Genomic DNA, 22,451 nt, shown 5'->3' on the forward strand with positions numbered 1-22,451 from the left:
TTAAAACGTGCTCTTGCCGGAAATTCATTGTGGATAACCGGAATACGTGCTGAACAATCAATCAATAGGGAAGATATGAATGCTGTAGAATGGGATGAATCTAATCAGCTGCATAAATTTCATCCTATTTTCGATTGGTCGCTAGACCAGGTAAAAGCTTTTATCAAGGAAAATAATATCCCGTATAATCCATTGCATGACAAGGGTTTTCCGAGTATTGGATGTGCTCCCTGTACCAGAGCTGTTAAAGAAGGTGAAGATTTCAGAGCCGGTCGGTGGTGGTGGGAAGACCAGAACAAAAAAGAATGTGGTCTTCACTCATCCTGATAAACGATAAGGACAGTTTTACGCATTTATGCGCTTTTGATACTTAATTTATGAATAAACAAGACACTACTTATTTAGACCAGCTGGAAGCCGAAGCAATCTTTATTTTGCGTGAGGTTGCCGGACAGTTTGAAAAACCTGCCCTTCTTTTTTCAGGAGGAAAGGATTCTATCACACTTGTTAGGCTGGCAGAAAAGGCTTTCCGACCGGGCAAATTTCCTTTTCCGCTGGTTCATATTGATACCGGTCATAATTTTCCTGAAACGATTAGCTTCAGAGATGATATGATTGCCAGGATCGGTGAAAAATTGATTATTGGCCATGTTCAAGATTCAATCGATCAAGGAAAAGTAATTGAGCAAACAGGGAAAAATGCCAGCAGAAATGCATTACAGACTGTAACATTACTTGATACTATTGCTGAGGGAAAGTTCGATGCTTGTATTGGGGGGGCCCGCAGAGATGAGGAAAAGGCCAGAGCTAAAGAAAGAATATTTTCAGTTCGTGATGAATTTGGTCAATGGGATCCAAAACGTCAGCGTCCTGAATTATGGAATATTTATAACGGAAAGATTCATAAAGGTGAAAATGTACGGGTTTTCCCGATCAGCAACTGGACAGAATTAGATGTCTGGAATTATATCCGCAGAGAGAATATAGAACTGCCATCCATCTACTTTGCACATGAGCGTGATGTGATTACCCGTAACGGGCAGTTAATGGCAGCTGCAGATTGCCTGAATATGGATTCGGATGATCAAATTGAACGTCGTAATGTTCGTTTCAGAACAGTTGGCGATATGACCTGTACTGCAGCTGTTGAATCGGATGCCGATCAGATCGATGATATCATTGAAGAAATAAAAATGTCAAAAATTAGTGAAAGGGGAGCCCGTATGGATGATAAAGTATCAGAGGCCGCAATGGAAGACCGCAAAAAAGGGGGGTATTTTTAATATGGATTTACTTAAATTTTTTACCGCCGGAAGTGTTGATGATGGGAAAAGCACCTTGATTGGTCGTCTGCTTTATGATAGCGAATCAATTCTGGCAGATCAGCTGGAGGCCTTGCAACAATCAAACCGTAAAAATGATGACGGGACAATTGACCTTGCAATTTTAACTGACGGACTAAAGGCTGAACGCGAGCAAGGAATCACGATTGATGTGGCCTATAAATATTTCCAAACAGATAAACGGAAGTTTATCATTGCGGATACCCCTGGCCATATTCAATATACCCGGAATATGGTGACCGGTGCTTCAAATTCTGATCTAGCTATTATTTTGGTAGATGCCAGAAATGGGGTGGTTGAACAAACGGTGAGGCACTCATTTATTGTTTCTCTTTTGGAGTTGAAACATGTGGTCGTATGCATCAACAAAATGGATATGGTTGATTTTAGCGAAGATGCCTTCGATAAAATCCATAAAACTTATTCAGAAATTGCGCTAAAACTTAAGCTAAAAGAGGTAACCTATATCCCGGTAAGTGCATTGAAGGGAGATAATATAGTCAACAGATCTCAAAATATGTCTTGGTATGCTGGAAAAAGTCTTTTGGATCATTTGGAAACCATTGAAGTTAACGAAGATGTAAAATCAGCTCAGGCACGTATGCCTGTACAATGGGTGATTAGGCCGCAAACCGATGAACTACATGATTATCGCGGCTATGCCGGAAGGGTTTTAAGCGGCAGTTTTCGCGTAAATGATAAAATTACTGTTTTGCCCTCAGGCATTCGTTCTCAGATTAGCAAGATCGAGACCAATATGCAGGAACGAGATGAAGTGCATAGTGGAACATCAGTTACTCTTCATTTAAAAGATAATATTGATATAGGTCGTGGAGATATCTTAGTGAATTCTACACATGAACCTATTGTTTCACAATCTATTGAAGCAGATCTGTGCTGGATGGATACCAAACCACTGGATACTACCATCCTGTATCTTTTGCAGCACAATAGCAAGCTTACCAAATGTAAGATCAGAGATATTCTACACAAGGTCAATATTAATACCCTTGAAAAAATAGAAACGGATACTTTCCAGTTAAATGATATTGGTAGAATTATAATCAGAACAGCAGAGCCACTTGCTTTTGATCTTTATCAGGAAAATAAACTGAATGGTGGAGCTATTTTGATTGATCCGCGCACTAACCTTACGGTTGGAGCCTTAATGTTTCGTGCAAGTGCAGAATAATTATATCGCTTGATCGGAGTTTTAATTCCTTTAATCTCTAAATTGCATAAAATTAAATAGCATGAAAGTTGAACTAAAAAGGGTGAATGACGCGGTGCATTTTGAAGCCTCAGCACCATCCTCAACAGTAAAAGTTCATATTGATGGTTCGCCTGAAATAGGTGGGCAGGGGCTAGGTGTTAGGCCAATGGAAATGGTTTTGATGGCATTAGCCTCTTGCAGTTCATTGGATCTGGTATCGATACTCAAAAAGCAAAAACAGGGTCTCAAAGATTTTTCGGTCAGTGTAGTGGGCGAACGAAGGGAACAGTTACCCCCTATTTTTACTAAAATACACATGGATTTTACGCTAACAGGCGACATTGATCCTGCTAAGGCAGATCGAGCTGCAGACTTGGCAGTGAAAAAATACTGTTCAGTTCATGATATGCTTGTAGCCGGAGGCGTTGAGATTACGTACGCTATCCAGATTATAAAATAAAAGCCAATTACTATCTTCTGAAATTTGCGATATTCAGATAGGTTCAATTCTCATTTCTATAATTAATAGGTATAAAAAAGCCTTTTTCATTTTTAACAGGGTTGTTTTTTAGTCAATCTGTTATGACGTTGAAATTACATGTTTAAACATCTATTTTTATATCTTTGTAAACTAAAAAGAACTTAACTTAAAAAAATATAATAATGGAATCAGCAGCAAAAACAAAATGGGTTATTGACCCAATGCATTCAGAGGTGAATTTTAAGGTAAAGCATCTGGTAATTTCAACACTAACAGGTACGTTCAAATCTTTTGAAGGAGAGCTTAACACGACAGATTTAGATTTCAAAGATGCATCGATTGAGTTTTCAATGGATGTAAATAGCATTGATACAAACCAAGAGCAGCGTGATGCTCATTTGAAATCAGCAGAATTTTTTGATGCAGAACAATTCCCTAAAATTTCATTTAAATCTACTTCGTTTTCTAAGGATGGCGACGATTACGTTCTTGTAGGAAATCTTACTGTTAAAGAAGTAACTAAACATGTAAAATTGGAAGTTGAATTTGGAGGTATTGCTACTGATTTTTATGGTAATGAAAAAGCAGGTTTTGAAGTTTCAGGAAAGATAAGCCGTAAAGAATTTGGACTTACCTGGGATGGAATTACAGAAGCCGGAGCCATTGTTGTTGGTGATGATATCAAATTGAATATCAATCTACAACTTGCAAAACAAGTATAATAACCAATTATAATAGATTAGAAAGCCATTCTGTACAGAATGGCTTTCTTTTTATCTCTAATTTTTATCGCTTTATTAATAGAAAGAACTCATTTTAGCAATAAACTCCGAGCGTTGACCTCATCCAGGCTTAACTGCTCTTTAAGTTCTTCGAGCGAATTGAATTTTTGATCGTCTCGCATATATTCAAGAAAATTTAGGCGGATGCTTTGTCCGTAAATATCTTCTTGAAAGTCAAAAATATTAACTTCTATATTCCGGCTCATGCCATTTATTGTAGGTCGGTGACCGATATAAGCCATCCCATTAGCACGCTTTAAATTGCCTTCTCCACTTTTAAAATCTACTTGTACAGCATATATGCCGTCTGAAGGAATGAGTTTATAACTTTCTACAATAAATAGATTGGCAGTTGGAAATCCTATTTTCCTGCCTATCTGATCTCCTTTAATTACTTTTCCAGTTAAATGAAAAGGGTAACCCAGGAAATTTTCTGCAGTCTTGATATCGCCGCTCAAAATAGCAGTTCTGATCTTAGTTGAGCTGATTGTTACATCATCAATATCCTGTTCTGGAATTTCTTCAACCTCATAACCCAATTCTGATGAGTAATGTTGTAGTTCTTTTAATCCTCCACTACGGTCTTTCCCAAATTTGTGGTCATAGCCAATGATGATCTGAGTAGTGCCTATTTTCGTAACAAGAACTTCTCTGATATATTCTTGTGGACTCAAATTAGAGAAATCGCGCGTGAATGGGGTAATTATTAGATGATCTATACCTAAATTAGCAAGACGTTCAGCTTTCTCATCCATGGTACTGATCAGTTTGATGTTCAGGTCATCTGGATGAAGAATCATTCGCGGATGCGGAAAAAAAGTTAGAATAACTGTTTCTCCGCCTTTTTGACGAGCCACTTCCTGCAGTCGGCTAATTATTTTCTGATGCCCGATATGAACACCATCAAATGTGCCTATGGTAACCACTGCATTTTTGATCTGCTTGAATTCGTCAATATGATTATAGACCTTCATGTTCTGATATAGCGAGCAAAATTAAAAATTAATTATTATTTTAAAGTTCCCTGCTCTTTCAATTGCCGGATGTGATTAACCAGTTCCATTACTTCAAAAGCATTTTTAACCTCGTAATCGCCACTCTTGGTGCGGCGTAAAGCGCTTAGATAGGCTACGTTTTGCAAGGATCTCCCAAAATCGTATACCAATGAACGGATATAAGTGCCTTTACTGCACACTACTCTGAAGTCTATCTCAGGAAGCTCTATACGGGTTATTTCAAAATGGCTTATGCTAACCTTTCTTGTTTTTAATTCCACATTTTCTCCCCTGCGCGCCTTCATATACAATCTTTCGCCATCAACTTTAACCGCTGAATGTGCTGGTGGAAATTGATCTAAGTCGCCAATGAATTTTGAAACGCTTGCTCGGATCATGTCTTCATTAATATGACTGATATCACAAGTTTCATCTACCGCAGTTTCCATATCATATGATGGTGTTCCAGCGCCAAGTATCATGGTTCCGGTATATTCTTTCTCCTGCGCCTGAAACTCATCGATCTTTTTTGTGAATTTCCCTGTACAGATAATCAGTAATCCAGTAGCTAAGGGGTCAAGTGTGCCTGCATGGCCAACTTTTAATTTCAATGGTTTGAAAGAATTTCTGATCTTTCCAACAACATCAAAGCTAGTCCAGGTATAGGGTTTATTGATAAGCAGCATTTCGCCTTCGGTAAAACTAAACTCAGGGAATACTTTTTCTGTTTTTACAATCATCAGATTACTTGGAGATCATAACCCGAACCTAGCAGTAACAGGATGATGCCGCCTACGATTATTCGGTACCAGCCAAAAATTCTGAAGCCTTTGGTTTGAAGGAATGTTAAGAAGTAACGAATAGCAAGCATGGCTACAATAAAGGCCACAATATTTCCAATAATCAATAAATTGATCTGATCACCGCTAATTATAAATCCATCTTTGTAAAAGTCATATAGTTTCTTAGTGGTTGCTCCGAACATGGTTGGAACTGCTAAAAAGAATGAGAATTCGGCGGCCGCTTTTCTGGATAAACGCTGCGACATTCCACCAACAATTGTTGCAGCAGATCTTGAAGTTCCTGGTATCATTGAAAGGCATTGAAACAATCCAATCTTAAAGGCTGTACCATATGAAATATCATTAGGGTTGTCTATTTCCCCGTCTTTAAACCATTTATCTACAAATAGCAAAATGATACCTCCCAGTAAAAGAGCAATTGCAACCCCAAGAGCACTTTCCATCAGCTGATCGATCTTATCGCTAAGAAGCAGACCAAAAAATACTGCAGGCAAAAAAGCTACTAAGAGTTTAAAGTAGAATCCGAAAGTTTGAAAAAAGTACTTAAAGTAAAGGGCAATAACCGATAATATTGCTCCGAGTTGAATGGTAACGGTGAACAACTTCACGAACTCATCAGATTGTATACCCATAAGAGATGATCCAATGATCATGTGTCCGGTAGATGATACTGGTAAAAATTCAGTCAGGCCCTCAATTATCGCCAGAATGATGCCCTGAAATATAGTCATTAGTTATTTTGAGCAGGTTTTTTGAGGATTGCAACAAAGCCAACACCAAAGCCAGCCAATACAATAATTGGAGCCAGAATGATTTTTTTGAACTCATAGATATCGGTCTCGCCGATCATTAGGATAAATCCTAAAACTACCATAGCAATACTTAAAAGCAGTAATCTGTAATTGTTTTTCGCAAAAACAAATGGTTCTTGCTGGGATTCTTTGAGTGGTGTGTTTTTCTGTGCCATTATTTATAAAGGTCGTAAATTTTTAAACGAAGAAATTTGCTCACTGCAAAATAGGTACTTAAGCCTGAAATAAGTACTCCAATTCCAACAACCCCAATAAACACGAGGCTAAATTCAAACCAATCTCGTAGAATGATCATTTCAGGAACTTGTTGTTGAGCAAAATAAAGGGTGAGAAGTAATAAAATGACGGCAATTAAACCTCCAATCAATCCATGAAGAACGCCATACGTTAAAAATGGCATGCGAATAAAATTTTTGGTAGCACCCACAAGCTGCATGCTTTTGATTAGAAATCGTTGTGAGTAGATAGCCAGCCTGATGGTATTATTGATTAGGGCAACGGCAATGATCAGTAAAATGGAAGCAAAAGCTAAAATTACCAAACCAATTCCCTTTATATTCTGGTTAACCATATCGATCAACGATTTTTGATATACAACTTCTTTAACGAGTGGATTTTTATTTATCGTAGCTGTGAATGTCTGGATGCTTGCATTATTGGCATAATCGGCTTTTAAGTAGACATCAATAGATGATAATAAGGGGTTATATCCCAGAAAATCAACGAAATCTTCGCCAAGATCTTTTGTTAGATTTCTGGCAGCCAACTCTTTACTTACATATTGAGTTTTAAGTACATATGGATTAGCATCTAGCTGTTTTTGCAGTGCATTAACATCTACCTCTTTTGCACCTTCATTAACAATAATATTGAGGACAATGTTTTCTTTTACATATTTTGAAAGATTTTTAGCATGAACCAGAATCAGTCCTAGAAGACCTGTCATAAGTAAAACCAGCGCAATGCTGATTACCGTTGAAACATAAATAGTTTTTGTTTTTCCTGATGAGGTACTTCTTTCAAATTCTTCCATGAGCAAATTTTATGGTACTAAAATAGATATTTTAGGTGTAAAGGTAAATAATATGCGTTTAACTGGTCTTATTTAGCAGTTAAACTTTGTTAAATTTTTATTTCTGCCCTTTGAACACAGTTTTAAAGGAATTTGCTGCTTCCAATGGTTCCATAAAACCACGGAATTTAGTATTTTCGCATCTTATTCAGTTTCAAGATGGATTATCAATTCAGAGATATAGAGAAGAGATGGCAAAAATTCTGGGCCATGAATCATACCTTTAGGGTAGATAATAATTCAGAAAAGCCAAAATATTACGTTTTGGATATGTTTCCTTATCCATCAGGCGCCGGTCTTCATGTCGGTCATCCGCTGGGATATATAGCTTCTGATATTTTTTCTCGTTACAAGCGTTTAAAGGGATTTAATGTGTTGCATCCTATGGGATACGATTCTTTTGGATTGCCTGCAGAACAATATGCTATACAAACGGGTCAACATCCAGCAATAACTACCGAAACCAATATAAACCGTTATCGCGAGCAGCTCGATAACCTTGGGTTTTCATATGACTGGAGCAGAGAGGTAAGAACCAGTGATCCAGGGTATTATAAATGGACCCAGTGGATTTTCATGCTTTTATTCAATTCTTGGTATAATCTGGAGAGTAATAAAGCAGAAAGTATTGAAGAACTGATCAGAAAATTTGAAGATTCAGGAAATCACGGAATTAAGGCTGTATCTGACGAGGATGCCGAAATTTTTTCTGCTGAACAATGGAAGCAGAAATCGGATATAGAAAAACAGACTGAACTTTTAAAATACCGACTTACTTATTTGCGCGAAAGTACAGTGAACTGGTGCCCATCATTGGGAACTGTTCTTGCAAACGATGAGGTTAAGGATGGTTATTCTGAGCGTGGAGGCTATGCCGTTGAACAAAAGAAAATGATGCAGTGGAGTATGCGCATTACGGCTTATGCTGATCGTTTACTGCAGGGATTGGATAACATTGACTGGCCTGATCCTTTAAAAGAAATGCAGCGTAACTGGATTGGTAAGAGCGTTGGTGCACTGGTGAGATTCGGATTAAATTCAGGAGCATTTATTGAAGTATTTACTACCCGTGTGGATACACTTTATGGAACTACTTTCCTTGTTTTGGCTCCAGAGCATGAGCTTGTTGAAGGTTTAACCACTCCAGATCATATTGAAGAAATTCAGAATTATATCGATCAAACTAAAAAGAAGACCGAACTTGACCGTATGGCCGACACAAAGACCGTATCCGGTGCATTTACGGGGAGCTATGCCAAACACCCAATCAGTGGAGCTCCGGTGCCTATCTGGATAGCGGATTATGTTCTAGCAGGTTATGGAACCGGTGCCGTTATGGCTGTTCCTTCAGGAGATCAGCGCGACTGGTTATTTGCTACCAAATTTGGCTTACCAATTGTAGCCATCTCGGATGCGCAGCTTAATCTGGATATACAGGCCGACCCCACAAAAGACGGTCTTTATATCAATTCAGGAATTATCAATGGGTTGAATTATAAGCAAGCAACGGCCTTGATGATTGCTAAGCTTGAAGAACTTGGAGCGGGTAAAGCAAAAATTAATTACCGTTTACGCGATGCTATTTTTGGTCGGCAGCGCTATTGGGGAGAACCGGTACCTGTTTATTTCAAAGACAATCTTCCGCAGCTTATTGCTATGGATGACCTTCCACTTGTTTTACCTGAAGTGGATAAATATTTACCTACTGAAAGCGGAGAACCCCCATTGGGAAGAGCCGAAAACTGGAAATATAAAGGAGAGCTCGAATATGAGTTGAGCACCATGCCAGGTTGGGCAGGTTCAAGCTGGTATTGGTATCGTTACATGGCTTCACAGGATGATCGCAAGCAGGATTCATTTGCTCCGGCAAATGCAATTGCTTATTGGAAGGATGTAGATTTGTATATCGGCGGATCAGAACATGCTACCGGGCATTTACTTTACAGTCGGTTCTGGAATAAATTCTTGAAAGATCTGGGGTATGTTGTAGAAGAAGAACCATTCAAAAAGCTGATCAATCAGGGAATGATTCAGGGAAGGTCTAATTTTGTGTATCGGATCATTGATCAAGATGGGCGTGGAACAAATACATTTGTATCTCATGGACTAAAATCTCAATATAACACGTCAGCACTTCATGTTGATGTTAATATCGTGTTCAATGAAATTCTAGACCTCGAAAAATTTAAAGCATTCAGGTCTGAATTTGCTGATGCCGAATTCATACTCGAAAATGATAAATATATCTGCGGTGTTGAAGTTGAAAAGATGTCGAAATCTAAATTCAATGTGGTAAGTCCGGATGATATTATAGAACGTTATGGAGCCGACACCCTTAGAATGTATGAAATGTTCCTTGGTCCGCTAGAGCAAAGTAAGCCATGGAACACGAATGGAATTGAAGGGGTTTTTAAATTTCTTCGCAAATTCTGGAAGCTATCCCATGACGATGAGTTTAATTTTAAGGTGTCTGATGATGAACCCTCAAAGGCAGAGTACAAAGCACTTCATAAAATTATCCGTAAGGTTGAAGAAGATATTGAACGTTTTTCATTCAATACATCGGTATCTAGTTTTATGATCTGTATCAATGAATTAACAGATCTTAAATGTAATAAGAGGAAGATTATTCAGGATCTGGTTATTGTTCTTTCTTCGTATGCCCCTCATATTTCTGAAGAGCTATGGACTTTGCTTGGCAATGTACCTGGAACACTTTCTGTAGCTCCTTACCCTGTGTTTAATCCAGAATATCTGGTTGAGAATGAGTTTTCATACCCGGTTTCTGTGAATGGTAAAACCAGAATGAACCTGAATATTTCACTTAGTTTAAGTCAGGCAGAAGTTGAAGTAATCGTTCTGGCCAATACTGATCTGCAGAAATATTTAGAAGGCAAACCTCCAAAGAAAATTATTTTCGTAAAGGGAAAAATTATTAATATCGTAATTTAATTTTTAAAATAGACAAGGATAGGCAATAGCGTGTCCTTGTCTGTTTTTCAGTCAAATTATTCAATACTTAAGATTTTCACGTATTTGCCAGATTTTAGCTAATGGTTTTTCAATGGTAAATTGATTTTACTTTCAATTAACAATTTCAGTCTGAATTCCTGTAACATACTCCGTATTTTCGCGACTAATTCTAAAAAAACCAATTACATGAAATATTTTTCAGTACTTATTGCTTTATTCACAGGGATATCTTTTGCTTCAGCACAAGGAATGGGTGGGGCAGCAGCTCCTACTGTAACAGGAAGAATTTCTGGTATTGTCCTTGATTCATTAAGCGCTAAGCCAATAGACTATGCTACTGTTTCAATGGGCCGTGCAGGTTCAGTAAAAACTACCAATGGTGCCCTTACAGATGAAAAGGGTGCATTCAAAATAGAGAATATTGTTGCAGGATCGTATCGTATCACTATTGCGTTCTTAGGATACCAGACCAAAATCTTGGATTCAGTGAAAACCACACCTGGAAAGCCTGATTTGAATCTAGGTCGTATTCTTCTGGCACCCAATTTAAAAATGTTAAATGAAGTGGTAATTACAGGAACGGCCCCGATCATAGAAAACAAGATTGATAAGCTGGTTTATAATGCCGAACAAGATATTGCCATTGCCGGTGGAAATGCTACAGATGTACTTCGAAAGGTTCCTTTGCTATCAGTTGATTTTGAGGGCAATGTGTCGCTTAGAGGAAGTCAGAATGTAAGAGTACTGATCAATGGTAAACCCTCAGGTTCAATGGCCAATAATATGGCAGATGCTTTAAAAGCAATTCCTGCTGATCAGATCAAAAACGTGGAGGTTATCACTTCTCCCTCTGCAAAATACGATGCTGAAGGAACCTCTGGCATCATTAACATCATTACAAAAAAGAATAATCTTGCTGGTATAAGTGGTTCAGTGAATGGAGGTGTTGGAACAAGACAGAATAGCGGAAATTTGAACCTGAATGCTAAGACAGGACGTTTGGCTGTTACTGCAAACGGAGGCGGATTTTATTCATGGCCTCAAACTTCTAACATCTCATTTAAACGGACCAATGCCGACGCAAGTCAGATCATTAGTCAGAATGGTGAAAGTCAAACCGACAGGCTATCTGCAAATGGTTCTATTGGTGCTGATTATGATTTCAATAGCTTTAACTCAATTAGCTCAAATTTACGTTTAACTGGATTTAGTAACAGCGCCGATGGAAGTAACCTGAATCAGAATATATTTAATGGTTCTGCCATTAATTTTACCAGGCTGAGTGATAATTCCATGAATATGAATGGGGTTGACTGGAGCAGTGATTTCTTACATAAGTTTAAAAAGAAAGACCAGCAGATATCTTTTGCTTATCAATATACCAATGGTATTCAGAAAAACGATTATACGACTGATTTTTCAAATACGGTGATTGATGAGTATGGAAACAATGATGCAGATAATACTGAAAATACAATTCAGGTAGACTACACCCATCCCTTTAAGAAGGCTACCTTTGAAACTGGTGTTAAGGGCATTCTAAGAGATATTGTGAGTGATAATCAGACTCGTAATTTCAATTCGATCACGAGTGTATTTTCACCCATTTCATCACGTACTTATGTATATGACTATAATCAGGATGTATATTCAGCCTATGCAACTTTTGGCTTTACATTGGCTAAGAAATACGGTATTAGAGCGGGTGCTCGTTACGAAGGTACTGAGATCAAAGGGGATGCAAGATCTGTAGGAGCAGCAGCAGCTCCATTTACCAGCAGCTATTATAACCTAGTTCCAAGTTTTGTTGTTTCAAGAACATTCAAGAATTTTTCAACGGTTAAATTTAGTTATAACCAGCGCTTACAAAGGCCTAGTTTATTTTATCTGAATCCATTTCTAAACAGTGCAGATATTTATAATCAGTCGCAGGGAAATCCTTCTTTAAAGCCTGAGCTTTCACATAATGTGGAATTTAATTATTCGATGTTCGTAAAAACCTCTGTTTTGAATGCTTCTGTTTATTACCGTCGTACAAACGATATTATTGAAAGTTTCGTTTTACCTATTTCGGTTACCGATCCAAATTCAGGTGCAATTGCAACAGGCTCTAAAACAACTTTCCGTAACGTAGGAAATAACAACTCAGTTGGTTTTAATTTCTTTGGGCAGATAAATCCGGTTAAGCCATTAACCTTGCGTGGTAACTTTAATGTGTTTACTTATGACATCAACACGAATAACACGGTGGTAGTTGCCAGTACCAATTCAAGTACTCAGCTTATATACAATGCATTTTTAATGGCTTCTTATGTGTTCCCTAAGGGATTGACATTTGAAACCTTTCTAATCACTAACTCCCCACGACGGACATCCCAAGGTAGAAATCCATCGTTTAATATGTGGAATCTTGGTTTTAAGAAAGAGATCATGAAGAAGAAAGGCAGCATCGGACTAACAATTATTGATCCTTTTAATGAGAACAAAAATTTCCGTTCAAATATTGTTGGAGCAGATTTTACTCAGATCAGTAATTTCTCTGTGCCATTCCGTTCATTCGGAACAAGTTTCAGTTACCGATTTGGTAAGTTGACTATGCAAGCACCAAGAAAAAAGCGTGGAGTTGCAAATGATGACCTGAAACAAGGTGAGCAAAATACAGGTAACCAATAATAGTATTTACCGATGAAAAGGCCGGATGCAAAGTGTCTGGCCTTTTGTAATTTTGTACATTTGCAGAAATGATTTTAATACCTGAGCGAAGAATAGTTTCCTTATTGCCTGCTGCCACAGAGATAATTTGTGCATTAGGTTTAGAACATCAGTTGGTTGGAAGATCACACGAGTGTGATTATCCGCCCGGTATTTCCAATTTACCGATTTGTTCTTCTGCTAAATTCCTTTCTGGCTCAAACAGCGCTCAGATTGATAGACAAGTAAAGGAAATACTTTCTGAATCTCTTTCAATTTATACCATTGATAGAGATCTGATTAAAAGTCTTGCACCTGAGGTGATCATTACTCAAGCTCAATGTGATGTTTGTGCAGTTAGTTTAAAGGATGTTGAAACGGCATTAGCAGATTTGTTAGATAAAGAATGCCAACTAATTTCTCTGCAGCCAAATGGGCTGGATGATGTTTATAGGGATATCAGGATGATTGCTAATCAACTGGGAGTGGAAAATGCGGGCAAAGAATTACTCGAACTATCTGATGAAAGGATCAATATTATTCGCCATAAACTCAAATTCATTACTGAAAAGCCTACGGTAGCATGCATAGAATGGCTTTCTCCATTGATGATTGCAGGCAATTGGACTCCCGAGATCGTTGAAATAGCAGGAGGTTTACCTGTACTGACAGAAGCAGGGAAACATTCATCTTACATCAATTTTCAAGACATTTTGCAGGCTGACCCTGATATTATCTTAATTATGCCTTGCGGGTTTTCAATTCAGAGAACCTTGCAGGAAATAAGATTGATGCTTGATATGCCAGGCTGGGCAGATCTCAAGGCTGTGAAATCACAAAGAGTTTACATAGCTGATGGTAACCAGTACTTTAACAGGTCAGGCCCCAGAATAACAGACAGCATTGAGATTATGGCCGAAATCATTAACCCTAAACAATTTATTTTTGGCTATCAGGGCAATGGATGGGTACACTTCAACGTGTAGAGAAGAACCAATTGATTGATTTGCCGGATCTTTTTAAGCTGCTTATTAAAATGCGATGAACTGCTCGATCTGTTGGCTTACAAATTTTACTGTATCTTCTTTGAATAGGTCGCCCTTCTCATCAAACTCTTTCCCTACTGCTGGAATATGAATTCTTAATGGCAAAACGTGAAGATTAACATAATGACAGATCCCTGTAAAATGTTCAATGCCACGAACATTGCCATATTTACCAGTTGAGAGACCAACCAAGGCCGCTTTTTTACCATAAAAGCTTTCTGGGAAAGTACAGGCATCAATAAATAGCTTTAAAATGCCCGGAAAACTTCCATTATATTCTGGAATCAAAAAAATGAATTTGCTTGTAGCAGAAATTTTATCCTGAATGCTTTGAAAGGCTTCGCTGCGTTTTCCATACAAATCTGAAACTATAAAATTTTCAGGCAGATCTTGAAGTGAAAATAAATCTGATTCATATCCTTTTGCTGCTAATTCTTTCTGGTAATAGTTAGCTAGTTTCAGCGTATTGCTTCCTTCACGGTTGGTACAGGATATTATTGTAGTCATTTTGTTGATAAGATGTGCAAAACGAAAATCGCCCAGCGGTGTAAATAGTTTTAAGTTTGTATCTTAGATTTTAATAAAAAGCGTATTAAAACAGGGCAAAAGTAGTCTTTTGGATTGCTATGATCTTATGATTCAGCTTTTTTAATATCATGTATTTGTAATTATTTTTTATAAAATGGGCAAAATTATTGCATTAGCTAACCAAAAAGGAGGCGTTGGAAAAACTACTTCTTCCATAAATCTTGCAGCTAGTCTGGCTGTACTTGAATATCGTACTTTATTGGTTGATGCAGACCCGCAGGCAAATTCAACATCCGGAATAGGATTCGATCCACGTACCATCAAGGTTAGTATTTACGAATGTATTATTAATGAAATTAATCCTGCAGATGCAATTCAACATACAGATACTCCTTTTTTGGATCTTTTACCAGCACATATTGATCTTGTTGGTGCCGAAATTGAAATGATCAATATGCCCGACAGGGAGTATAAAATGAAGGCTGTTCTAGAAAAGATCAAAGACAATTATGATTTTATAATTATTGACTGCTCACCTTCTTTAGGTTTAATTACGATCAATTCACTTACCGCTTCAGATTCAGTAATCATTCCAGTGCAGTGTGAGTATTTTGCATTAGAAGGTTTGGGTAAGTTATTAAATACCATTAAAATAGTTCAGAGTCGTTTAAATCCAAATTTGCAAATAGAAGGCATATTATTGACTATGTATGATGTTCGACTTCGTTTATCCAATCAGGTTGTTGAGGAAGTAAAAACTCATTTTCAGGATCTTGTTTTCGATACAATCATTCAAAGAAATACACGATTAAGTGAGGCTCCTAGTTATGGCATTTCTGTGATTATGCATGATGCTAATTGTAAAGGAGCGATAAACTATCTTAATCTAGCACGTGAGATAATTAAGAAAAACGGATTAGTTTCAAAGGAAGAAGCTGCAAATCAAGCTTTAGTATAATATGAACTACCAGAAGAAAACCGGCTTAGGAAGAGGATTAAAGGCGCTGCTGGATGATTCAGATTTGCCAGAAAACATTAAACATCAGGCAAGTAATGATAATACCTCACTGGGCTCCATCAGTTTTGTGCGGATCAATCAGGTTGAGGTTAATCCATTCCAGCCAAGAACAGAATTTGATGCCGATGCATTAAAAGAACTTTCAGATTCGATCAAACTTCAGGGATTAATTCAGCCCATCACTGTGCGACAGGCTGGTCAGAATTCTTATCAGTTAATTTCTGGAGAACGTCGTTTAAGGGCATCCAAATTAGCCGGACTAACAGAGATCCCTGCCTATATTCGTACAGCCAATGATCAGCAAATGCTGGAAATGGCTCTTATCGAAAATATTCAGCGTGAAGATCTGAATGCTATTGAGGTAGCACTTAGTTTTCAGAGGATGATCGATGAGTGTAATTTAAAGCAGGAAGAACTTGGTGATCGGGTGAGCAAAAACCGTTCAACGGTTACCAATTACCTCCGGCTTTTGAAGCTGCCTCCTGTGATTCAGGCTTCTATTCGTGATAAAAAGATTTCTATGGGTCATGCCCGTGCTCTGATTTCTGTTGAAGATTCTGATAAACAGCTGTATATATACCAGGAAGTCATCAAAAATGGCTTATCTGTTCGTAAGGTTGAAGAACTTGTTCGTCAGATTCACACCATAGGTAAGGATAAGAAAAAATCCAAAGCAAGAGTTATATCATTTCAGTATATGAAAATACAGGATGATTTGGCCTCTAAATTCAGTACCAATGTTAAGTTAAAACTGGGTGATAAGGGTAAAGGGTCAATTGAAATTAACTTCATGTCTGACGATGATCTTGCCCGAATTCTGGAAATGTTAGACTGGTAATGAACATTAAAATCCTTACAGGGTTCATATTGATGTGTTTTTTAGCGCATTCCTATGCTTTTGCTCAAAAAAAGGAAAGTAATCCTGCTCGTACAGACACTGCTAAAGTTGCTTTCAAAAAAACTCCAGCAATTAAAGATTCAGCACGCATTGAAATTGAAGCAATGCCTCGTCGTGCGGCATTAAAGTCGGCCATGTTACCTGGTCTTGGTCAGATCTATAATAAGCGCTGGTGGAAAGTTCCATTGGTATATGGAGGCTTTGTAGGAATCGGTCTTGTTTTTGAATTCAATCAACGTTATTATCAGATATTTCTTAAGGAGGCCCAATTCAGGCAGGAAAATCCAGGTAAGAAAGAAAATCCTCTTTACGCTCCATATACAACTGAAGGAATAATTAGTATTAAAGATTCTTACAGGCGGGATAGAGATCTGTCGGTGCTCGCCGGATTAGGTTTTTATGCAATAACTATTATTGATGCCTATGTTGATGCAAAGTTTTTTAGGTTTGATATATCAAATGATTTAACCTTGCAGATCAATCCAACTATAAATCAGCCGATACCTGTTCATGCATCTGCCTTTGCTCCGGTTGTAGGGCTAAGGTTTAAAATTGCTTTATGATCAGAAATCGTACTTTTGTGAGTAATATTTAATAATATCTTTTAAAAATGAGAATAGCTATCCTCGGATATGGCAAAATGGGCCGTATTATTGAACAATTTGCAACTGAAAGAGGACATGAAATTGTTTTAAAGATTAACATCGATAATACCGAAGACCTAACCCTTGCCAATCTGGGAATGGCAGATGTAGCTATTGATTTTAGCACACCTGATTCTGCACTGAGTAATATTGAGCTTTGCTTTGATGCGGGAGTTCCTGTAGTTGTAGGAACCACTGGTTGGTATGGACACCTTCAAACAGTTAAGAATAAATGTGTAGAAGGTAACAATACGCTATTATATGCATCTAATTTCAGTATAGGCGTTAATGTATTCTTTTTTGTGAATAAAGTGCTTGCAAAGATTATGAACAGGTATCCTCAGTATGAGGTTCAGGTTGAAGAAATTCATCATACTCAAAAACTTGATTCACCTAGCGGTACTGCAATGACTATTTCTGAGGGTATCTTGAGCGAGCTTGATCGTAAGAATGAGTGGGTAAATGAGTTGATTGGTTCAGGCGAAGAATTTATTGTAAAACCTGATCAATTACTGATCGAGTCGCACAGAATTGAAGATGTTCCCGGTACGCACACGGTAATTTACAGTTCGGAAGTGGATGATATTGAGTTTAAACATAAGGCTCATAATCGAGCCGGATTTGCATTAGGAGCTGTGTTAGCAGCTGAGTGGCTGGAAGATAAAACCGGTTTTTATACTATTACTGATATGTTTGATTTTAGCGTTTAAATAGAAAAAATACATGGATTTAAAGGATTCTAATAAGACTATGCCAAAAGATAAAAAGGTAATTAAGAAGAAATCGGCCGGAAGAGAATGGTTTGATGCCATTCTTTTTGCTGTAGTTGCAGCAACATTGATACGTGGATTGTTTATTGAAGCCTATGTTATACCCACCGGCTCAATGGAAAAAACACTGCTTGTAGGAGATTATCTTTTTGTAAGCAAGGTGAATTATGGGGCAAGAACATCAATGACACCTGTGGCTTTTCCATTTGCACACCATACCATGCCAATTATAGGAACCAAGGCTTATTGGGAAGGTATTAAATGGGATTATCACCGTTTACCTGGATTAAGTGAAGTGAAAAGAAATGATGTAGTTGTGTTTAATTATCCTATGGATGCGGATGAGCCTTTTTTGCGTCCAGTTGATAAACGTGAAAATTATATTAAACGTTGTATAGCTGTTGGAGGCGACACGATCAATATTATTAATGCCCGAGTTCATTTAAATGGCAAGCCTGCTGAAGTTCCCCAGTTTGGTGAAAAGTATTATTACGTGAAGTCTGATGGAACTGATTTTAACCCTCAGGCAATTCAAGATCTAAATATCGAGGCTCAACGCTCAACAGCAGATGAGTATATCTTTAATATGTCTGCCTCAGATGCTGAGATCATCAAAAAATGGTCTAATGTTAAAGCTGTTAATCCTTATATAAGACCTATTAATGAGTATGACTCACAGATTTTTCCACATGATCCGCAGTTTAAGTGGAATGCTGATAATTTTGGACCACTTATCGTTCCAAAGCAAGGCTGGACAGTCAAGCTGGATAGCACCAACTATGCACTTTATGAACGGGCAATCTCCATTTATGAAGGGAATACTATAGAGCGAAGAGGAAATGATATCCTCATTAATGGTAAAAAGACTGATTCTTACACCTTTAAAATGAACTATTACTGGATGATGGGTGATAACAGAGATAACTCGCTAGATTCACGCTATTGGGGCTTCGTTCCTGATGATCATATCGTAGGTAAGGCATTATTTGTTTGGATGAGCTGGAATACCAACGGGACATTTTTTGATAAAATTCGCTGGTCTAGGTTATTGGGTGGAATTCACTAATCAGATAGAATAAAATATTCAAAAAAAGGGGCTATGATGATAGCCCCTTTTTTGTTCTTTCAAATCTACTATGAGATCTCTTTAATTATAGTTTCTAATTCCGATTTGCATTGTTAATCCATTTTGGAATAGAGACAAATACTCCTTAGATTTTTTATAGATCCATTTTGAAAGTGTAAATCTGTTTTTTGGCTTAGCATTCAAGAGCTAAAGTTTGGAATTTCACAGCAACAATTACTCCACTTTGTATCGATATATAAATCTGGATAAGTTTCCATCGATATCTGTTCCTTCTACCACTGCCTTATAGGTTCCTTTGTTATCGCCATTATAAAATTCAAGAGCCATAGTTCCATCTTTATCAGTAAATACCCTTGGGTTCCAGTATACGGTGCTGCGATAATCAGCCCCAACGGTGCGACTTGCTGCTGTTAGATATTTAGGAGTATAGAATTCTCTTTTTTTAATGTATCCCTGAGGTTTGAAGGTTAATACATTGCTCGGAGGAAATAGTTTTTTCAGATCTTCTGCGGTAACTGCCTTACCTTTCTCAGTCTTCTTTGAATTAATGACCAAAACACCATTCGTATTGTAAGCACGGTTCACCAATCCAAGATCATCTTTGAGGAAAATTTCAACATTGTCAACATCGGCTGTCTGTACATTATTCAGGTAGTTAACGTCTACGGGCATTCCATCATAAAATATCTGCACCGGAACTTTTAATCCGCTATTAAAAACTCGAGCTACATAAAAATTATTGTCAGAAAAAATAAGACCAGCGGCCGAAGATTGTAAACAATTTAGGAATATTACACAGCCTTGAAAGCGATCAGATTCAATCTGGTGATCTGGTACTGTTGCCAATCCGGATAATGAAGGGTGATCCAAATGACTTGACTTCTTGATTGCTGTAGCTTTTACTACAACCTCTTGCAGCATTTGAGTAATCATTCGATACTGTCTTTTACTATTGTCTAGATATGGTAAAAGTACACTGTCAATATTCAGTTTTTCTTCAGCAATATTTTTGTTTCTGGCAATGGTAGGAAAGCCACTTCCATTTAGCATGATCATCATGTTTTTTGCTGCTGTTTGGCTTCTGGCACTAATTGTAGCTTCTGTAGAATCTGTTATGACTACTTTTTCGAATTTGAATTCGCCTTTCAGGTTTGATTTGGTTTCGGCGTAGAATCTACTTTCAGGTACAACCAATTTTAAACTCCCATTAGAAACGGGCATACCATTTGATGTTCTGAGTATTCCTGAAAATTCTATCCCCTGCTCAGGTAAGACACTGATTACCGGTGCTTTTCCGGCCAGTATATCATTATACGAGAATTTACGGTATCCTTGAGTCATCATTAAAAGGTCGAGATCTGCTGTTTTTTTCTCATTGATCTGCTGGAAATAGTAATTTGGTTTTTCTATAAATCCTTGCAGTTCAGAAGAAATAAGAAAAGAACTTAAAATGGTGGTTTCGTCGTCGTCGTTAAACGGTACTTTTGATTCATTGATGACAGAAATAGAGAAGTTGCCCTCTACTGGAACATTATTGGTCTTAGCCAGTACGTTCATTTTAACGGCTTGCCTTGTGCCGTAAATTTTCTTGTCTGAACTAAGGCTCAATGAAGAAATAGTGTTACGTTTTATAAATACCAGTCTCTCTGCTAGCGGCTCTCCTTTTGTGGTAAATACAGTAATTTGTAGAATGCCATCCGGGAATTTGTTTTTTGGGATAGAAGCTCCAATCGTCATGGTATTTAAGGCTGCTTGAGCAGCAAAGGCTATTACTCCTTTACTTCGGGCAACTAGGTAAAAATTCTTGTCTTTATTTGTGTTGTAAAATGCCTGATTGGTACTGATCTGTATCATGATACTGCTTGGAGTAGAATTAACTACAGATAGGGTAAGACCAGAGGGCTTAGAGGCAGGCAAAGGAACAGTTTTCTTGATGCCATTAGCAAAGGTTAGATTTGCTGAATAAGTTTTGCCCGCTTCAGGTAATAAGGTGAAAGCACCCATGCCCAGGTGCTGAGATTCAAGTTTGCCGATCAATTTCCCAGTATTATCCAATACTTCACCTTTAACACTAATTCCCAATCCTTTTTCTTGTATGGCCTTAAATGCAACCTTATTGCTTATGTTTTGAATGAGCTCTCCGCTTTCCGGAAAAAATTGAAGATCTGTATCTGCAAATGCATTCTTCAGAGGAAAAACAGAAGTGATTAATTTATTTGGATCAGCCTCAAGTGTGGTTTCAAGAACTCCGGTATCTAAAGCGGCTTTCTCATTCGCGGTTAATTTTAAAGATAATTGACCTGAAGCATCTGTTGTTTCTCGACCTCGGGCAATGGTCTCAAATTTAGAAATCAATCGCCAGCTTACTTTTTTATTTGCAAATGCCTTGCCATCCTGGTCTTGATATAAAATTTTGGTATTTATACTCGATGATGTGCCATTAGTTTCACCATTCAGTGAAATATTGGTAATAATTTTTCTATTTATGGCATCACCAATTGTAATGTTTTTAGTGAAAAATAGATCTTCGCTGAAGTTTAGCATCCAATAGGTGTATGCGCGAATTCTGTAATTGCCTGATTTATAAGCCAGTGGTTCGAGTGTGATACTACCGTAAGCTGAGGTGTTCACAATGGGAAGTTTCATGCTGCGAACCAAGGTGTCATTTTCAGCAATCAGATCTACATAAAGAACCTTGCTCAGATCTGATGGCTGATCTTGCCCAGTAGCAACATATGCTTTGAACCATATTGTATCACCAACAGCATAATAGGGCTTGTCAAAATGAAGATATACCTTCTCATAAGGGTAATCCTGGACAATCTTTTGTGATTTATCTATTAGATTGTTTAAACTGATGGTATCCTGTGCAAATAGGAATCCAAATTTGAAAACTAAAAAAAATGCAAGGAATATAAATCGTGATATTTTCATCTGCTTATTTATACTTGGAATATACTGCAAATATATGTGAAATGATTTTTAATCGCAGATTCAACGCCTATTTTAACAGTTATAAGGATGTCTGGAGTAATTCTTTTCTCTTTATTATTTGGTTGTATACACCATCCCAAAGATCAATCCTCCTTTGTAATGATTCAATGGTTGCAAGTTCTGCTTCTTCCCAAAGTTCTGCATTTGTTCCACACAGATTTGAAGTCATTTGTAAGGCAAGATGACTATGATGATCTCCATCAACTTCTATATGCCTTTCTAGGTAATATTTAAAAATTGAAATACTATCAGGGAAGTTATTATGAATGTCATTTACCAGTGAAATAAACATGCCAGGTAT

Annotated in this window: 21 protein-coding genes; 13 read left to right on the plus strand and 8 right to left on the minus strand. The window is 37.5% G+C overall.

Going from position 1 to position 22,451, the window contains the following annotated elements:
- The 5 genes from ACIQZ6_RS08055 to ACIQZ6_RS08075 all read left to right on the plus strand — a co-directional run.
- Positions 1–327, plus strand: a 327-nt coding sequence (locus ACIQZ6_RS08055) for a phosphoadenylyl-sulfate reductase (protein WP_395809936.1), incomplete at its 5' end; no start/stop codon positions are given.
- A 50-nt stretch (positions 328–377) separates the two neighbouring features.
- On the plus strand, positions 378–1,283 hold the full coding sequence (gene cysD, locus ACIQZ6_RS08060; RefSeq protein ID WP_306551214.1) for a sulfate adenylyltransferase subunit CysD: 906 nt from the start codon (positions 378–380) through the stop codon (positions 1,281–1,283).
- Between the two features lies 1 nt (position 1,284).
- Positions 1,285–2,535 carry a sulfate adenylyltransferase subunit 1 gene (locus tag ACIQZ6_RS08065; protein WP_395809938.1) on the plus strand — a complete coding sequence of 417 codons (1,251 nt, stop codon included), beginning with the start codon at positions 1,285–1,287 and terminating at the stop codon, positions 2,533–2,535.
- A gap of 61 nt (positions 2,536–2,596) precedes the next feature.
- Positions 2,597–3,016, plus strand: coding sequence for an OsmC family protein (locus ACIQZ6_RS08070; RefSeq protein WP_395809940.1), 420 nt, complete (start codon positions 2,597–2,599; stop codon positions 3,014–3,016).
- 203 nt (positions 3,017–3,219) lie between these two features.
- Complete coding sequence (locus tag ACIQZ6_RS08075; RefSeq protein ID WP_395809942.1) at positions 3,220–3,759, plus strand: YceI family protein; 540 nt, start codon at positions 3,220–3,222, stop codon at positions 3,757–3,759.
- A gap of 89 nt (positions 3,760–3,848) precedes the next feature.
- Here ACIQZ6_RS08075 and ACIQZ6_RS08080 read toward each other — a convergent pair whose 3' ends face one another.
- From ACIQZ6_RS08080 to ACIQZ6_RS08100, 5 genes are read right to left on the minus strand one after another with little or no spacing between them, the layout of a single operon-like run.
- The gene (locus ACIQZ6_RS08080; RefSeq protein ID WP_395809944.1) at positions 3,849–4,793 is read right to left on the minus strand and encodes a bifunctional riboflavin kinase/FAD synthetase; all 945 of its coding nucleotides are present in this window, start codon (positions 4,791–4,793) and stop codon (positions 3,849–3,851) included.
- Between the two features lie 35 nt (positions 4,794–4,828).
- Entirely contained in the window at positions 4,829–5,554 is a 726-nt protein-coding gene (truB, locus tag ACIQZ6_RS08085; RefSeq protein ID WP_395809946.1) for a tRNA pseudouridine(55) synthase TruB, read from the minus strand.
- Positions 5,554–6,348, minus strand: coding sequence for an undecaprenyl-diphosphate phosphatase (locus tag ACIQZ6_RS08090; RefSeq protein ID WP_395809948.1), 795 nt, complete (start codon positions 6,346–6,348; stop codon positions 5,554–5,556). The genes truB and ACIQZ6_RS08090 overlap by 1 nt, the downstream gene beginning before the upstream one ends.
- Positions 6,348–6,584, minus strand: coding sequence for a DUF3098 domain-containing protein (locus ACIQZ6_RS08095; RefSeq protein ID WP_395809950.1), 237 nt, complete (start codon positions 6,582–6,584; stop codon positions 6,348–6,350). The genes ACIQZ6_RS08090 and ACIQZ6_RS08095 overlap by 1 nt, the downstream gene beginning before the upstream one ends.
- Positions 6,584–7,462: a cell division protein FtsX gene (locus ACIQZ6_RS08100; protein WP_395809952.1), complete on the minus strand. Its 879-nt coding sequence runs from the start codon at positions 7,460–7,462 to the stop codon at positions 6,584–6,586. The genes ACIQZ6_RS08095 and ACIQZ6_RS08100 overlap by 1 nt, the downstream gene beginning before the upstream one ends.
- Positions 7,463–7,660: 198 nt before the next feature.
- On the opposite strand from ACIQZ6_RS08100, the gene leuS reads away from it, so the two are divergent.
- The 3 genes from leuS (at position 7,661) to ACIQZ6_RS08115 (ending at position 14,151) form a co-directional block, all read left to right on the plus strand.
- A complete protein-coding gene (leuS, locus tag ACIQZ6_RS08105) occupies positions 7,661–10,453 on the plus strand; it encodes a leucine--tRNA ligase (protein ID WP_395809954.1) in 2,793 nt (930 codons plus the stop codon).
- A gap of 207 nt (positions 10,454–10,660) precedes the next feature.
- Positions 10,661–13,147 carry a TonB-dependent receptor domain-containing protein gene (locus ACIQZ6_RS08110; protein WP_395809956.1) on the plus strand — a complete coding sequence of 829 codons (2,487 nt, stop codon included), beginning with the start codon at positions 10,661–10,663 and terminating at the stop codon, positions 13,145–13,147.
- Positions 13,148–13,215: 68 nt separating this feature from the next.
- A complete protein-coding gene (locus ACIQZ6_RS08115; RefSeq protein WP_395809958.1) occupies positions 13,216–14,151 on the plus strand; it encodes a cobalamin-binding protein in 936 nt (311 codons plus the stop codon).
- 45 nt (positions 14,152–14,196) lie between these two features.
- Here the strand turns inward: ACIQZ6_RS08115 and ACIQZ6_RS08120 are convergent, their stop codons facing one another.
- A complete protein-coding gene (locus ACIQZ6_RS08120) occupies positions 14,197–14,718 on the minus strand; it encodes an NADPH-dependent FMN reductase (protein ID WP_395809960.1) in 522 nt (173 codons plus the stop codon).
- A 175-nt stretch (positions 14,719–14,893) separates the two neighbouring features.
- Here ACIQZ6_RS08120 and ACIQZ6_RS08125 point away from each other — a divergent pair, with 175 nt between their 5' ends.
- The 5 genes from ACIQZ6_RS08125 to lepB are packed head-to-tail and all read left to right on the plus strand — an operon-like array spanning position 14,894 to position 19,135.
- Positions 14,894–15,697 carry a ParA family protein gene (locus ACIQZ6_RS08125; RefSeq protein ID WP_395809962.1) on the plus strand — a complete coding sequence of 268 codons (804 nt, stop codon included), beginning with the start codon at positions 14,894–14,896 and terminating at the stop codon, positions 15,695–15,697.
- A gap of 1 nt (position 15,698) precedes the next feature.
- Complete coding sequence (locus tag ACIQZ6_RS08130; protein ID WP_395809964.1) at positions 15,699–16,595, plus strand: ParB/RepB/Spo0J family partition protein; 897 nt, start codon at positions 15,699–15,701, stop codon at positions 16,593–16,595.
- Positions 16,595–17,218 carry a DUF5683 domain-containing protein gene (locus tag ACIQZ6_RS08135; protein WP_395809966.1) on the plus strand — a complete coding sequence of 208 codons (624 nt, stop codon included), beginning with the start codon at positions 16,595–16,597 and terminating at the stop codon, positions 17,216–17,218. Before ACIQZ6_RS08130 ends, ACIQZ6_RS08135 begins: the two co-directional genes overlap by 1 nt.
- Before the next feature lie 47 nt (positions 17,219–17,265).
- Positions 17,266–18,009 (plus strand): 4-hydroxy-tetrahydrodipicolinate reductase, encoded by a 744-nt coding sequence (gene dapB, locus ACIQZ6_RS08140; RefSeq protein WP_395809968.1) that lies wholly within the window; start codon positions 17,266–17,268, stop codon positions 18,007–18,009.
- A 13-nt stretch (positions 18,010–18,022) separates the two neighbouring features.
- On the plus strand, positions 18,023–19,135 hold the full coding sequence (gene lepB / locus ACIQZ6_RS08145) for a signal peptidase I (protein WP_395809970.1): 1,113 nt from the start codon (positions 18,023–18,025) through the stop codon (positions 19,133–19,135).
- A gap of 234 nt (positions 19,136–19,369) precedes the next feature.
- Here lepB and ACIQZ6_RS08150 read toward each other — a convergent pair whose 3' ends face one another.
- Together ACIQZ6_RS08150 and ACIQZ6_RS08155 are read right to left on the minus strand one after the other, a co-directional pair.
- Complete coding sequence (locus ACIQZ6_RS08150; RefSeq protein ID WP_395809972.1) at positions 19,370–22,090, minus strand: carboxypeptidase regulatory-like domain-containing protein; 2,721 nt, start codon at positions 22,088–22,090, stop codon at positions 19,370–19,372.
- Between the two features lie 79 nt (positions 22,091–22,169).
- The coding region (locus ACIQZ6_RS08155; protein ID WP_395809974.1) for a DUF3050 domain-containing protein at positions 22,170–22,451 on the minus strand (282 nt) is incomplete at its 5' end.

Source organism: Daejeonella sp. (assembly GCF_044348475.1).
Taxonomy (GTDB): domain Bacteria; phylum Bacteroidota; class Bacteroidia; order Sphingobacteriales; family Sphingobacteriaceae; genus Daejeonella.